The sequence below is a fragment of the Kocuria palustris genome (assembly GCF_016907795.1).
Taxonomy (GTDB): Bacteria; Actinomycetota; Actinomycetes; order Actinomycetales; family Micrococcaceae; genus Kocuria; species Kocuria palustris.
Window position 1 is genome coordinate 598,245 of the sequence record NZ_JAFBCR010000001.1, and the last position, 15,235, is coordinate 613,479.

Below are 15,235 nucleotides of genomic sequence, written 5' to 3' on the forward strand. Positions count from 1 at the left end.
AGTACTGTACCCCACCGCCGGGCCAAGTTCACATCGACGCGTCCGGCGACGTCGGGCGCAGGAAGTACTCGTACAAGCTGTCGTCCAGCGGCGCCTCAAGTTCCAGCTTCATTGTCACCACGTCCAGCATCTTCCCGGACCCGCCGGGCATCTGCGTCTGCTCGGCCTCCCGCGGGGCGGCCTGGCCCAGGTAGAAGAAGTCGGTGCCCTCGGCGTCGTCCTTCTTGGCGAACACGTGCAGCGGGACCTCGTCGGCGGCGATCGCCCGCTCGTCGCGCGACTGCAGCGTCTTGCGGCTGCGGGTGTACCAGCGCACCGTCGACGGATCGAGCAGCTCGTCCTCGTACTTGGTGGACGCGGACACGTCGTCGTCCTTGTGGTACGTGATGAAGATCGGGCAGGTCTGCGTGGCGGCGTCGATCTTGTACCCGAAGATCACGCCCTGCTGGTTCGACTCCCACCCCAGCAGCCGGCACACGTCCTTGCGCGAGTACCGCTGACCCTGCTGCAGCTCGCTGCGCCAGCCGTGGCGGTGCCGCGCCAGGTACAGCCCGGTCTCGATCGCATCACGCACGTGGGCCCGGAACGTCTCGTCAGCCTCCCATTCGGCCAGGAACGCCTCCGAGAGCCGGTACCGCTCCCCCGTCGTCTCGACGACGCCCGCCCCGCCGTACTTCGTCGTCTCCTGCTGCGTGAAGAACCGGTAGGACAGCACCCGCTCGCTCGACAGCACCGTGCGGGCGTCGTCGGCCAGCCCTTGGGCGCGCAGCAGGTCGCGAAACTCGGGGCGGGTCAGGGATTGGCCGTCGAGCAGCGCCTGCAGCAGCAGGAGCTCGTGCGGGCGTTTCCCAGGGAGCAGCTCGTGATCCAGGAACGCCAGGAACCCGCGCTGCTGCCGGGTGGGTGCCGCATCGGCGGCTTTGGCCTTCACCAGGAAGTCCCAGTACGACGTCGCCCGGGCCGTCGCCAGCACCACGGGATCCACGGTCTCGAACCGGGCGAAGTCCATGAGCCACGGCTGCTGCCCCAGCCGCTGGTGCATCTCGCGGTACGCGGTCTTGAGGTTGGCCAGCGAATCGAGGTTCGTCTCGGAGATGGAGCGCAGGATGGCGTCGCGGGAGATCTCGTCGAAGTTCACGGACGACAAGCCCGAGATCGCCCCGGCTGTCTGCGCGCCCAGGACCTGACGCCGCAACTGGTCCTTGCTCAGTGACGAATCCCCGAACAGCGCCATGGGGATCATGTAGTTGTTCGTGTAGTTGCCGATGAAGTCGATGACCCGCAGATGGTCCTTGCCCTCGGCCAGCCGCAGCCCGCGCCCGAGCTGCTGAGTGAAGATGATCCGCGACTGCGTCTGGCGCATCATCACCACCTGATTCAGCGACGGGATGTCGATGCCCTCGTTGAAGATGTCGACCGTCAGGATGTAATCGAGCTCGCCGGCTTCCAGGCGTTCGACGACGGCCGCCCTCTCCTGCTGCGACTGCGCACCCGTCAGGGCTTCCGTCCTCAGCCGCCGACCGTTGACCGCGGAGAGATTCAGCAGCTCGTTGAGCTCGCGTGCTTCTTCCACGCGGCTGCAGAAGATCAGCCCGCGCACCTCGCCATTGTGTCCATAGCGCTCGATCATCCGCAGCAGGTGGTGCACGCGCTCTGGAGCCACGAGCCGGGAGAGCTGGGCGGTCTCGTCGACGGTGGTGCCGTCCTCGTACTGGAAGTCCTGCACGCCGTAGTAATGGAACGGCACGAGCATGTCGGCTTCCAGCGCTGCCTGTAGGCGGATCTCGTAGGCCACGTTGTGATCGAAGAGCTCGAACACGTCGACGGCATCCGTGCGCTCCGGAGTGGCGGTGAGCCCCAGGAGGAAATCGGGGGTGAGCCGATCGATCATCTCCCGGTAGGTGCGCGAGCCGGAACGATGCACCTCATCGATCATCACGTAATCGAAGCCGGCGGCCTCGATCTCCTCCAGCGCCCCAGGACGGGAGATCGACTGGATCGTGGCGAAGACATACCGGCGGTCCAGTTCCCGCCGCTGGGCCACGAACTTGCCGAACTGATCTGCCGGCTCTTCGAGCACGCGTCGGAACTCGCTGAGCGCCTTGTCCACGATCTGTTCGCGGTGCACCACGAACAGCATCTTGCGCGGCTTGGCCTGCCGCACTTCCAGCGCGCCCAGGATCGTCTTGCCGGTGCCCGTCGCGGAGATGACCAGGGCCCGCCGCTCCCCCGCCAGGCGCAGCCGCTCGATCCGCTCGAGCGCCTCCTCCTGCATGGAGTTGGGCACGATCGTCGTCGGGATCCCCGACGACGCCGGCGGGAGGAAGCCGTCGACGGGAGCTGCCACGAGCTGCGGGCGCTGCGCGTACTCGATTGCGTAGGCGTCGATGAGCTCACCGGTGAGCACGACGGCCTCGTCGATCTGTCGGTCCACGGCGGTGCGCAGCTGCTCGGCGATATCGCCCTCGGGCAGCGCGGAGAAGCGCAGGTTCCACTCGCGATTGCGCAGCAGCGCGTTCGACGTCAGGTTCGAGCTGCCGATGATCGCGGTGGTGCCCAGGTCCTGGTCGAAGACGTAGCCCTTGGAGTGGAAACCGCGCTTGGGATCCAGGTGGGCGTACACCTCGATGCCTGGCAGGGCGAGCAGCTCCCGCAGCGCGTCCGGGGCGTTGAAGTTGAGGTAGGTGGAGGTGACGATCCGCCCGGTGCCGCCGGCAGCCACGAAGTCGAGCAGCGGCTGCTTGAGCATCGCCAGGGCATCGGTGGTCACGAACGCGACGGAGAACAGGAAGCTGCGGGAGCGGCGCAGCTCGTCGAGGATGCCGCGCAGCATCGTGTTCTCGTCGTCGTTGGAGATCAGCACCGGGTGGTGCAGCTGCTCCGAGGCGGTCTGCCTGTCCAGGAAGCCGAAGGCAGTGTCGGCGCGGAGCGCCTCGCGCTTCATGCCTGCAGGTCCTGGATCACGCGCTCGACAGCGGGGATGTCCGCCGGCGCCCAGTCCAGCTCGCGCAGCTCAGCCGCAGGCACCCAGCGGATCTCGGAATGCTCTGTGAGCTGGGGTGTTCCCTCGCGCAGGGTGCAGTAGTAGGTGGCCAGGGAGACGAGGATCTTCTCGTACTCGTAGACCGTGGTCTCCACGTGCTCGCCGATCTCAGCGGTGCATTGCAGCTCCTCGACGAGCTCGCGCGCCAGCGCCTCCTCGGGCGTCTCCCCCGCCTCGATCTTCCCGCCAGGGAACTCCCACATGCCGGGCAGGCTCATCTGCTCGCTGCGCCGCGCAGCCAGCACCGACTGCCCGTCCACCAGTATGGCACCCACGACCTCGACCTGCTTTTTCACCCTGGCTCCTGCCCGTCGGTTCTGCCTGGGCCAGAGTGGCCCGGTCATGTGCAGCTTAAAAGATTCCTGCGACGGCGGGAGCCCTCCCGGATGACCAGGCCGTCACCAGAACGCGCTACCGCGCATTGCATTTCGGCAGCAGACGGTCGTCAAAGGTCGCCATGCCTCAGCGCAAATAATCACCTCCCAGATACGCTCGGTTCACACATCCGACAAAGGCGATCTCAAAAATGTGCCGGAAAGTCATTGACGGAATCCAATTTTAAGCAACTAGATTCGACCTCGCTCCGTAAAACTACAGAGGATTACGCCTGCCCCATTTCTACCACCGGATACACCAGCAATTTCTGCCACAAACGAATAGAAAAGCAGTCTGCGGCGAGATCGAGACATCCATGTCATACTAGAATCGGCTTGAAATATTGATCTTATCAAAAGGAACACCGACCTGATGCGCAATCCAATATCGGATCAAATCCATAGCCTCACCAGAAAATCGAGCAGCCTCCGCTGGATCTACGGCAGCATTATCAGCATGCTTCGCCCCCTTGAACGCTCTATTGAATTCAATTCGCCAGTTGCTTATGGACATACCCTGGCGCAACTCAAATTGTGGAGGCAATGCGACGTCGGTGACCCTATTCAACAACTGCGGGTACTGCGGGGTCCGCTCATCCGAGTTGCCCAACCCTTCCAACTCCGTTTTCCAGATGGCGTAGCCTAGCGCCTCCAATGCGACTCCCATTTGGAGCAGCTCCACTTCGACAACACTCCCTTCCTGAAACATGGAACTCACGGCAATCCAGGTCGGTCTCGACCAATGCGAAAATTCATCTAGCCATTTTTGCATTTTCCCCAGATCAACGTCCTCAAACAGGAACATTGGGGAACTATCCTCAGGCAAGCTAGCAGCGGGAGCAGTAGCCGATCGCCCCAAGTGTGGCTCATAGGCATCGCGCCACCACCGGCGGGGACTCTCCTCATCAACAGGACCCTCTTGGTCATCTTCTCGCTTAATGCTTTTCAGTCGCATACCAACTGGCTTCCCATAAACGAGACACAGAAGGTCTTGCATCATCCGGTGAACTGCGGCATGATCCCCCCACGGTGCTAAGTCTTGAGAATGAGTGCGTAATAGAACTTCATCGGTAATGGAGAATCTATTACCTTCCCTACGGGGAGGGTGGCTAAAAGAAGTCTCTGCAGTTAGGTTAAAGTTTCCGCCGATATTCAGTTGCGGCTTATTTCTAGCGTTCAGGCCCACCCCAATTATCTCTTCGGACTCTTTATCAAACAGGGGAGAAGTCTCAACGGCGCTTAGTCCAACCCAGGCGGCAAGACCGTCTATGACCGTACACATCCCGTCAATCTCTTGGTAATCGCACTCCATATTTCCAGAACGAATCACTCTTCGCGAACGAAACTTATCAATCACTACCCTATTTGTATTGGACAGCGTCCCAGTCCTGGCCAGCTCAGTAAAACGGATGAATCCTGAGGTGTCTGCAAATGTAAACGAACTCGGCGTCTCTCCAACATTCGTCATAGCAAATCCAAATGCATCTGCCACTTCAACTCTAGAAATAATAGCTCCGCCTTCGTCAAACTCTACTTGGCCAAACGAATCTTCTTTGTCAGAAGAAACCAGAATGCCATGGCATCGAGTGCCAATTTCGAGTTTGTGCTTCATTTCTTTTCTCGCCTTCGTTGAGATTTGTAAAAACGTGAGGCCCCGCCGATCCGCAGATCGCCGGGGCCTCCGTCGTCGTTCAAGAGCAGAGCAGTATCACTCCGTCTCGATCTCCACCACCAGATCCCCGCCGGCCACCTGCGCCGGCCCCTGGACGACCACGCGCTTCACGATGCCGCCCACAGGGGTGGTCACCGAGGCCTCCATCTTCATGGCCTCGATCGTGGCGATCTTGTCGCCGGCCTCGACCTTGTCGCCCTCGGAGACCGTCGGCGTCACCGCACCCGCGAAGGGCGCCGCCACGTGCCCCGGGTTGGACTTGTCCGCCTTCTCGGCCTCCACGAAGTCCGTGGCCACCGAGGTGTCGCGGACCTCCATCATGCGCATCTGCCCGTTGAGCGTGACCATGACGGTGCGCATGCCCTTCTCATCGGCCTCGGAGATGGCCTGCAGGGTGACCAGCAGACGCACGCCGCGGCCCAGGGAGACGATGTGCTCCTTGTCCGGCAGCAGGCCGTAGAGGAAGTCGCGGGTGTGCAGCACGGACATGTCGCCGTACTCCGCCTGGCGCGCCTCGAATTCCTGCGTGGGGCCGGGGAACAGCAGCCGGTTCAGCGTGGAGCGGCGTACAGCGGCATCATCCGACTGCAGACCGGCGCGGTCCTCCTCCGACAGCGGAGTATCGGCCGGCGTCTCGTGCCGCCCCTCCAGCGCCTTGGTGCGGAACGGCTCGGGCCAGCCGGCCGGCGGAGTGCCGAGCTCGCCGTTGAGGAAACCGATCACGGAATCGGGGATGTCGAAGCTCTGCGGGTTGGCCTCGAACTCGGCCGGATCCACGTCCATGCCCACGAGCTGCAGGGCCAGATCGCCCACGACCTTGGACGACGGCGTCACCTTGACCAGGTGCCCCAGCATCCGGTCGGCCGCGGCGTACATGTCCTCGACCTTCTCGAACTTCTCCCCGAGTCCGAGCGCGATCGCCTGCTGGCGCAGGTTGGACAGCTGACCGCCCGGGATCTCGTGGCGGTACACGCGCCCGGTGGGCCCGGCCAGCCCGGACTCGAACGGCGAGTAGATCCCGCGCACGATCTCCCAGTACGGCTCCAGGTCGGAGACCGCGTCCAGGGACAGCTCCGTCTCGCGCTCGGTGTGCTTCAGCGCTGCCACCAGGGCCGAAGCCGACGGCTGCGAGGTGGTCCCGGCCATCGAGGCTGCGGCGACGTCCACGGCATCCACCCCGGCCTCGACGGCGGCCAGCAGCGTGGCCACCTGCCCGCCGGCGGTGTCGTGGGTGTGCAGGTGCACGGGCAGGTCGAACTTCTCACGCAGCGCGGTGACCAAACGGCGTGCGGCCTCCGGGCGGAGCAGACCGGCCATGTCCTTGATCGCCAGGATGTGCGCCCCGGCGTCGACGCACTGCTGGGCCAGGTCCAGGTAGTAGTCCAGCGTGTAGACGGCCTCGTCCGGATCCAGCAGATCGGAGGTGTAGCACAGTGCCACCTCGGCCACGGCGGTCCCGGTCTCGCGCACGGCCTTGATCGCCGGCTCCATCTGGGACACGTCGTTGAGGGCATCGAAGATGCGGAAGATGTCCACGCCGGTGGCCGCGGCCTCCTTGACGAAGGCGTCGGTCACCTCCACCGGGTACGGGGTGTAGCCCACGGTGTTGCGCCCGCGCAGCAGCATCTGGATCGGGATGTTCGGCATGGCCGCGCGCAGGCGGGCCAGCCGGTCCCAGGGGTCCTCGCCCAGGAAGCGCAGCGCGACGTCGTAGGTCGCCCCGCCCCAGGCCTCGACGGAGAACAGCTGCGGGACGGTGTGCGCGTAGGCGGGAGCGGCGGCCAGCAGGTCACGGGTGCGGATGCGGGTGGCCAGCAGGGACTGGTGGGCGTCGCGGAACGTGGTGTCGGTGACGGCCACCGAGGTCTTGGAGCGCAGGTGCGCCGCGAACTCCTCCGGGCCGTGCTCGAGCAGGTAGCTGCGCCAGCCCTCGGGGTACGGAGCCTCGGAAGGCCCGTCGAACGGCGAGCGATCCGGCTCCTCGGTCTTGTCACCGGGGTGGCGCGGCAGCTTCTCGCGGGGATCGATGCCCTCAACGCGCGGGCCGTTGGGCTGGTTGACGGTGACCTCTGCCAGGTACTGCAGCGCGCGCGTGCCGCGATCGGCGGAGCCGCGGGCCTCGAGCAGCTCCGGGTGGCGCTCGATGAAGTCGGTGGTGATCTGCCCGTCCAGGAACTCGGGATCCTGCAGCACCGACTGCAGGAACGGGATGTTGGTGGCCACGCCGCGGATGCGGAACTCGGCGAGCGCGCGCGAGGCGCGGTGCACGGCGGTCTGGTAGTCGCGGCCGCGGCAGGTCAGCTTGACCAGCATGGAGTCGAAGTGCGGGGAGATCTCCGCACCGGCGTAGATCGTGCCGCCGTCCAGGCGCACGCCCGAACCGCCTGCGGAGCGGTAGGCCGAGACCTTCCCGACGTCCGGGCGGAACCCATTGGCCGGATCCTCCGTGGTGATGCGGCACTGCATGGCGAAGCCGCGGACGTACAGGTCCTTCTGGCGGATGCCGATCTGCTCCAGGGTCTCCCCCGCGGCGATGCGCATCTGGGCCTGGACCAGGTCGACGTCCGTGACCTCCTCGGTCACGGTGTGCTCCACCTGGATGCGCGGGTTCATCTCGATGAACACGTGCTCCCCGGCGCGCTCGCCCACCGTGTCCACCAGGAACTCGACGGTTCCGGCGTTGAGGTAGCCCAGCTCACGGGCGAAGGCGACGGCGTCCTTGTGCAGGGCCTGACGGATGTCCTCGTCGAGGTTGGGCGCGGGGGCCATCTCGATGACCTTCTGGTGGCGGCGCTGCAGCGAGCAGTCGCGCTCGAACAGGTGCACGGTCTCGCCGGTGGCATCGGCCAGGACCTGGACCTCGATGTGCCGCGGCTTGAGCACGGCCTGCTCCAGGAACACGGTGGGATCGCCGAACGCGGTGCCGGCCTCGCGCATGGCGGCATCGAGTGCGTCCTCGAGCTTGTCCTCGGACTCCACGCGGCGCATGCCGCGCCCGCCGCCGCCGGCCACGGCCTTCACGAAGACCGGGAAGCCGATCTCCTTGCCCCACTCGAGCAGCTGCTGCTTGTCGTCCGAGGGCTCGGAGCTGTCCAGCGTGGGGATCCCGGCCTTCTTGGCGGCCTTGAGTGCTGCGACCTTGTCTCCAGCCAGGCTCAGGACGTCTGCTGCGGGGCCGATGAACGTGATGCCGTTGTCGGCGCACTTCTGAGCCAGATCGGCATTCTCGGACAGGAAGCCGTAGCCGGGGTAGATCGCATCGGCGCCGCACTCCAGGGCCACGCGGATGATCTCGTCCACGTCCAGGTAGGCCTTGACCGGGTGGCCCTCCTCCCCGATCCGGTAGGCCTCATCGGCCTTCTGCCGGTGGATCGAGTTGCGATCCTCGTAGGGGAACACGGCCACGGTCTTGGCCCCGAGCTCGTACGCCGCGCGGAAGGCGCGCACCGCGATCTCACCGCGGTTGGCCACCAGGATCTTCGAGAACACGTCAAACTCCAATTCCAGGGCGCGGAACAGGCCGCGGACCCCTTTGGGGTGCTTGCAGATGCACCCCAGCTTACGGGGCCGACGTGACCGGTGTGTGACACGACGACATGAGGCAAGCCCCCGTCGTCGGGATCTCGACGACGGGGGCTTGCCGTGGGGCGCAGCCGTTCAGCGCTTGCGGGAACGACGCTCGCGCACGCGCATGGTCACCTCGATCGGGGTGCCCTCGAACCCGAAGGTCTCGCGCAGCCGTCGGGCGATGAAGCGGCGGTAGCCGGGATCCAGGAACCCGGTGGTGAACAGCACGAACTTGGGCGGGCGCGTGGAGGCCTGCGTGCCGAACAGGATGCGCGGCTGCTTGCCGCCGCGCAGCGGGTGCGGGTGCGCGGCCACGAGCTCACCCAGGAACGCGTTGAGGCGCCCGGTGGGGATGCGGGTGTCCCAGGACTCCAGCGCGGTCTCCAGGGCGGGGACCAGCTTGTCCTTGTGCCAGCCGGTCTTGGCCGAGACGTTCACGCGCGGGGCCCAGGCCACGTGCGCCAGGTCCTTCTCGATCTCGCGCTCGAGGTAGTACCGGCGCTCCTCGTCGAGCAGGTCCCACTTGTTGAAGGCCAGCACGATCGCACGGCCCGAGTCGATCGAGGACTGCACGATCCGCACGTCCTGCTCGGCCAGCGGCTCATCGACCGCCAGCAGGATCAGCGCGACCTCGGCCCGCTCGATCGCCGACTGCGTGCGCAGGGAGGCGTAGTACTCCGCGCCCTTGGCCATGTGCTGACGACGACGGATGCCCGCCGTGTCCACGAACCGCCAGGTCTTCCCGCCGAGCTCGATGTTCTCGTCCACGGGGTCGCGGGTGGTTCCGGCGAGCTCGTTGACGACCACGCGCTCGGAGCCGGCCAGCTTGTTGAGCATCGAGGACTTGCCCACGTTGGGGCGGCCCACGAGTGCCACGCGGCGCGGTCCGCCGACCAGCTCGGGCTCGGCCACCTCGGAGAACTCGGGCAGGATCTCGAACAGGGCGTCCAGCAGATCCGCCGCACCCTTGCCGTGCAGGGCGGAGACCGGGAACGGCTCCCCCATGCCCAGCGACCACAGCGCGGTGGCCTCCAGCTCCATGGCCTGCGAATCGGCCTTGTTGGCCACCACGATGACAGGCTTGTTCGCCCGGCGCAGCATGCCCACGATGGCCTCGTCGGTGGCGGTCACACCCACGGTGGTGTCCAGGACGAGCAGCACGGCATCGGCCTGCTCCACGGCGAGCTCGGCCTGCTCGGCCACCGAGTGATCGATGCCGGTGGCGTCGGCCTCCCAGCCGCCGGTGTCGACCATGGTGAAGGGCCGGTCCATCCACTCGGCGGAATACCGCACGCGATCGCGCGTCACGCCGGGGACGTCCTCCACAACGGCCTCGCGCCGGCCGATCACGCGGTTGACCAGCGTGGACTTGCCGACGTTCGGGCGACCGACCACGGCGACCACAGGGGCCGGCTTGCGGTACAGGTCCGCGACGTCGTCGCCGGCCCACTCCGCGAGCAGCGCCAGGTCCTCCTCGTCAAGGTCGTAGTCTTCCAGGCCCTCGCGCAGGGCCTCGGCGCGCAGCTCGGCCTCCTCGTCGTCGATCGCGGCCAGGCGCTCGGAGATGTCCTGATCGCCGCCGCCGAGGATCTTCTCCTCGTACTGGTCCGCCGGGCGCTGAGGCGCTGCCTCAGGGCCGGGGCCGGACCACTCGGAGTCGTAGTTCGTGTTCTCGGGGGTCTCGGGCATCGGAGCCCCTCCTTCTGAGGTGTGTGGGGAAAGTGTGCGGGAGCTTCAGGCGAGCTCGGGGACCGCGCGCAGGACCAAGTCCATCACGGCGGTGACGGTCTGCTCGATGCTCAGCTCCGAGGAGTCCAGGTGCGTGACGCCGTCGGCGGCGTCGGTGAAGTTCACCAGCTTGGAGTCCTTGGCATCGCGGCCGGTGACCTGCGCGGCCAGGGCCTCCTTGGACTGCGAGGAGCCCAGCTGCGCGCCTCGGCGGGAGAGCCGGGCCGCTTCGGAGGCGGTGAGCAGCACGCGGACGTCGGCGTCGGGGGCCACCACGGTGGTGATGTCACGGCCCTCGGCCACGATGCGGCGCCCGGAGGCCTCGATCATCTCGCGCTGGCGCTGGACCAGGATCTCGCGCGCCTCCGGAACGGTGGAGACCGAGGAGACCGCGCCGGTCACTTCGGTCGAGCGGATGGCCGCGGTGACGTCCTGGCCGTCCACGCGGACCTGCTGCTGATCGGGATCGGTCGAGACCTCGATCGGTGCGGTGCGGGCGGCGTTCACCACGGCATCGCCGTCGCCCAGGTCGATGCCGCAGTGCACGGCCCACCAGGCCACGGCTCGGTACATGGCACCGGTGTCCAGGTAGCCCAGGTCCAGCCGGCGGGCGATCTCCTTGGAGACCGTGGACTTGCCGGACCCGGAGGGCCCGTCGATGGCCACCACGGCCTGGGTGCTGTGCTCGGTCACTGGACCACCTTCCATCCGCGCTGCTCGAGCGCCTCCACCAATTCGTCCCGACGGTTCGGGTCCACGGAGATCTCCGCCAGGCCGACGCGCCGGCCCAGGGAGTGCTCCAGGCGCAAGTCTTCCAGGTTGATCCCGGTCTCGCCGACCACCGTGAACAGCTCGCCCAGCGTGCCGGGTCGGTCATCCACCAGGACGGTGAGCTGGGCGAAGGCCTTGGGGGCTCCGCCGTGCTTGCCCGGGATCCGGGCCTGACCGGCATTGCCCTCGGCGATCAGCTCGGCCATGTCCAGGCGCGCGCCGGGGCCCGTGGGGTCCTCCAGCGTGTTGATCAGCCGGTCCAGGTCCTCGCGCACGCCGTGCAGCGACGGCACGATCGATTCCGCGTTGGCCGAGAGGATCTGCACCCACAGCCCCGGATCGGAGGCGGCGATGCGCGTGGTGTCGCGCAGCCCCTGCCCCGCCAGGGACAGGTGGTGCAGCGGCGTGTCCTGCAGGCGCGAGGCCAGCAGCGAGGACATCACCTGGGGGACGTGCGAGATCAGGGCCACGGCGGCGTCGTGCTCATCCGCCTCCAACTCCGTGACGTGCGCGCCCAGGTCCTGGGCCAGCGAGCGCACGCGCTTCACGGCCGCCGGATCGGTCTCCGGCGCTGCGCACAGCACCCACGGCATGGTCGTGAACAGCTCGCCGCGCGCGGCCACCGGCCCGGAGCGCTCGCGCCCGGCCATGGGGTGGGAGCCCACGTAGCGGCGCAGATCCGCGCCGCGTGCGCGCAGACCCTCCTGGATCGCGGACTTGACCGAGGCCACGTCCGTGACGATCGCCTGCGGGTGCTCCGCCAGGGCCTGCGCCACGGTCTTCACGACGACGTCCGGAGGCGTGGCCACCACGATCAGGCTCGGCTCGGGGACGGTCTCCCCCGCCGCCAGGGCCAGGCGCTCGGAGCTGCCGGCACCGATATCCGCGCCGATGGCCTCGGCGGTCGGGGAGGCATCGCGCAGCCAGGTGCTCACACCCAGATGCCGCAGGCCCAGGCCCACCGAGGCGCCGAGCAGGCCCGCGCCGATAATCAGCACGGGCCCCTCGGCAACGGTCTCAGCGCCCACCCTCAGCCTTCCAGGCCCACGGAGGCCAGCAGGTGCCCGACCTCGGTGTTGGACAGATCGCGCACCACACCCTGCTTCTGATCGCCGATGCGGATGGGGCCCACCTGGGTGCGCACCAGGCGCTCGACGGGGTAGCCCACGGCATCGAAGAGGCGGCGGATGATGCGGTTGCGCCCCGAGTGCAGCACGACCTCGACCAGGATGTGGCCGGGCACGGAGTCGACCAGGCGGAACTCGTCCACCTTGGCCACGCCGTCCTCGAGCTCCACACCGGCCTTCATGATGTCGCCGATGCCCTTCTCCATGGGCCCGCGCACCTGCACCAGGTAGGTCTTGGGCACCTCGTAGGAGGGGTGGGTCAGGCGGTTGGTGAGCTCGCCGTCGTTGGTCAGCAGCAGCAGGCCCTCGGTCTCCGAGTCCAGGCGGCCCACGTGGAAGACGCGGTGCTGGAGGTGCTTGGAGGAGGTGAGGAAGTCCGAGATGCACGGACGCCCCTCCTGGTCCTCCATCGAGGACACCACGCCCTCGGGCTTGTTGAAGGCGAAGTAGACGAGCTTGTCATCGAGCTGGATGGGCAGCCCGTCGACCGTGATCTCCACGGTGCGCGGATCCACGCGCACGCCGAGCTCGGTGACCTTCTGGCCATCGACCGTCACGCGGCCCTCGGCGATCATCTCCTCGCACACCCGGCGCGAGGCCACTCCGGCGTTGGCCAGCAGCTTCTGCAGGCGCACGCCCTCGGAGTCGTGGACCTCCAGGCGGTCCACCGGCGGGTTCTTGGGACGACGACGGCGGTGCGGTCCGTAGATCGCCACCTTGTCCGGCATCTTGCGATCGTAGCGCTCCGACTTGGCGAAGGGCTTGGGGCCCTTCTGGCCCTTGGGAGCCTTGGGGCCGACGGCATTCGCCTTGGTGGCGGGCTTGCCGGGACGGCCCTTGCGGCCTCCGGCTGCTGCACCGCGGGGGCCGGCGCCCTTGGGGCCGCTCTTCGGGCCCTTGCCGGGGCCGCCGGAGCGTCCCGGTGCGCCGGAGCGGCCGCCCGAGCCCTTGCCGGGGCGGGACGGGCCGCTGCCGCGGCTCTGGGAGGGGCGCTTGCCCCGGGAGTTCGAATGGTTCTCAGCCATGTCGCACTGTCCTTTGCAGGTCTGTGGTGGTCTGTCGGTGCCGCCTGGCTCGGCGCTGACTCGCATGCTGGGCAGCGGCAGCGCCGGGATCGCTCGCGTGCCGGGCCTGACGTCCTGTGGGAGTCGGCTCAGCACGCACCGAGCCGCCGCGAGGGCGGGCGTCGGTCGGCGGTCGTCGTCGCTCGATCGGTGCGGACCCTCGTTCGGGTCCCGCTGCGCCGGTCGGCGTGATGCGCGGGGATTCCCGCGCGGACGACAGGCCATCCTATCCGCTGAGCCCCCGCCGGCGCAGTACCCGGGATCACGCGCGGCGTCGGGAGCCCGGCGCTTGGCAACACCCCTCAGCCGCGAGGGGCGGAGGCTCAGCCGTCGTAGTCGCCGACGTCCTCGACGCCGGGCAGGTACGGCGAGATCTGCGGCAGCTCGGAGATCGAATCCAGGCCGAGCTTCTCCAGGAAGTACGGGGTCGTGCCGTAGAGAAGCGCGCCGGTCAGCGGATCGCGCTCCATCTCCTGCACGAGCCCGCGGGCCACCAGGGTGCGCACCACGCCGTCGACGTTCACGCCGCGGATCGCCGAGACGCGCGCCCGGCTGACCGGCTGGCGATAGGCGATCACGGCCAGGGTCTCCATCGCGGCCTGCGACAGCCTCGAGGTCTGTCCCTCGAGCACGAAGGCCTGCACCACCGGGGCGAACTCCGCGCGCGAATAGAAGCGCCAGCCCCCGCCCACCTTCCGCAGCTCGAAACCGCGCGGCACGGCCGGGTCGTCGTCATCGCCGGTGAGGCCGTCGTACTCGGCGCGCAGCGAATCCAGGGTCGCGCGGATCTCGTCGACGGGCTGACTGAGGACCTCGGCCAGGTCGAACTCGGAGACGGGGCGCTCGGCGACCATGAGCACGGCCTCGATCGCGGCGGCCAGTCCCCCGGGCAGGGTGTCGACGTCGACGACGCCGGCGGAGATCTCCTGCGCCAGGGACGACGCGGCCGCCTCGTCCGCGTTGCCGTCGGGGGCGGGCTCGTGCTGCTCAGTCATGGGGCGTGTCTTCTGCCGCGGGGCCCTCGGCGGCGGGATCGGTCGGGGCGGGGACGTCGTGCTCGTCGGACAGCCGCTCGGGGCTCCAATCCTCCGGGGCGGTCCAGGTGATCCAGACATCGGCCAGCGGCTCGTCCTGGCGGACGTCGATCGCGCGGTCGCGGAACAGCTCCAGGACCGACAGGAAGCGCACGACGACCACCAGGACCGTCTCGGCATCGGCGATCAGCTCGGCGAAGGCGTGCTCCTGGCCGTCGGCGAGCATCAGGCGCAGCTGATCGGCCTCCTCGCGCACGGTGACCTCGGAGCCGTGGAGGTGATCGACGCCGACCTCGGTGGGCGCGGCCTCCTTGGGCGTGAGCGCCCGGATCGCGATCTGGGCGAACTCCTCGGGAGTGGTGCGCCAGATCAGCTCGGGCATGAGCTTCGCGAACTGCGGCTCCAGCGGCACGGAGCGGGCCTGGCGGGCGGACTCGGTGCGCATGGTCTGGGCCATGAGCTGGGACATGTCCTTGAACGCCTTGTACTGCAGCAGCCGGGCGAAGAGCAGGTCGCGGGCCTCGAGCACGGCCAGGTCGGCCTCGTCGTCGACCTCGCCGCGCGGCAGCAGCCGGGCGGCCTTCAGATCCAGCAGCGTGGCGGCCACGACCAGGAACTCGCTGGCGGCGTCCAGGGCCGCCAGCGAGTTCGTCTCGCGCAGGGCGCGGACGTAGTCCAGGAACTCGTCGGTGACCATCGACAGCGAGACCGTGGTGATGTCGAGCTCGTGCTTGCCGATCAGCCCCAGCAGGACCTCGAACGGCCCGGCGAAGTTCTCGAGCTCGACCGCGAAGCCGCCCTCGGACCCGGCCAGGCCCGAGGACTCGATCTCCGGGACGAGTGCGCTCATGCGCG

General features: G+C 67.7%; 10 protein-coding genes. All 10 read right to left on the reverse strand.

Going from position 1 to position 15,235, the window contains the following annotated elements:
• Positions 1 to 28: 28 nt before the first annotated feature.
• The 10 genes from JOE55_RS02560 to JOE55_RS02605 all read right to left on the reverse strand — a co-directional run bounded on the left by JOE55_RS02560 (position 29) and on the right by JOE55_RS02605 (position 15,230).
• Positions 29 to 2,944 (reverse strand): DEAD/DEAH box helicase, encoded by a 2,916-nt coding sequence (locus JOE55_RS02560; protein ID WP_204781932.1) that lies wholly within the window; start codon positions 2,942 to 2,944, stop codon positions 29 to 31.
• On the reverse strand, positions 2,941 to 3,339 hold the full coding sequence (locus tag JOE55_RS02565; RefSeq protein WP_204781933.1) for an NUDIX domain-containing protein: 399 nt from the start codon (positions 3,337 to 3,339) through the stop codon (positions 2,941 to 2,943). The genes JOE55_RS02560 and JOE55_RS02565 overlap by 4 nt, the downstream gene beginning before the upstream one ends.
• A gap of 403 nt (positions 3,340 to 3,742) precedes the next feature.
• Positions 3,743 to 5,029 (reverse strand): ApeA N-terminal domain 1-containing protein, encoded by a 1,287-nt coding sequence (locus JOE55_RS02570; RefSeq protein ID WP_204781934.1) that lies wholly within the window; start codon positions 5,027 to 5,029, stop codon positions 3,743 to 3,745.
• Positions 5,030 to 5,125: 96 nt separating this feature from the next.
• The gene (locus tag JOE55_RS02575; RefSeq protein WP_204781935.1) at positions 5,126 to 8,578 is read right to left on the reverse strand and encodes a pyruvate carboxylase; all 3,453 of its coding nucleotides are present in this window, start codon (positions 8,576 to 8,578) and stop codon (positions 5,126 to 5,128) included.
• A gap of 168 nt (positions 8,579 to 8,746) precedes the next feature.
• The gene (gene der, locus JOE55_RS02580; RefSeq protein WP_239546398.1) at positions 8,747 to 10,345 is read right to left on the reverse strand and encodes a ribosome biogenesis GTPase Der; all 1,599 of its coding nucleotides are present in this window, start codon (positions 10,343 to 10,345) and stop codon (positions 8,747 to 8,749) included.
• Between the two features lie 45 nt (positions 10,346 to 10,390).
• Positions 10,391 to 11,092: a (d)CMP kinase gene (gene cmk / locus JOE55_RS02585; protein ID WP_204781936.1), complete on the reverse strand. Its 702-nt coding sequence runs from the start codon at positions 11,090 to 11,092 to the stop codon at positions 10,391 to 10,393.
• Positions 11,074 to 12,183 (reverse strand): prephenate dehydrogenase, encoded by a 1,110-nt coding sequence (locus JOE55_RS02590; protein ID WP_204781937.1) that lies wholly within the window; start codon positions 12,181 to 12,183, stop codon positions 11,074 to 11,076. The genes cmk and JOE55_RS02590 overlap by 19 nt, the downstream gene beginning before the upstream one ends.
• A 2-nt stretch (positions 12,184 to 12,185) precedes the next feature.
• Entirely contained in the window at positions 12,186 to 13,307 is a 1,122-nt protein-coding gene (locus JOE55_RS02595; protein ID WP_204781938.1) for a pseudouridine synthase, read from the reverse strand.
• A gap of 362 nt (positions 13,308 to 13,669) precedes the next feature.
• Positions 13,670 to 14,341, reverse strand: a complete 672-nt coding sequence (gene scpB / locus JOE55_RS02600) for an SMC-Scp complex subunit ScpB (RefSeq protein ID WP_204781939.1) — start codon at positions 14,339 to 14,341, stop codon at positions 13,670 to 13,672.
• Positions 14,334 to 15,230, reverse strand: a complete 897-nt coding sequence (locus tag JOE55_RS02605) for a segregation and condensation protein A (RefSeq protein ID WP_204781940.1) — start codon at positions 15,228 to 15,230, stop codon at positions 14,334 to 14,336. The genes scpB and JOE55_RS02605 overlap by 8 nt, the downstream gene beginning before the upstream one ends.
• Between the last annotated feature and the right edge of the window lie 5 nt (positions 15,231 to 15,235).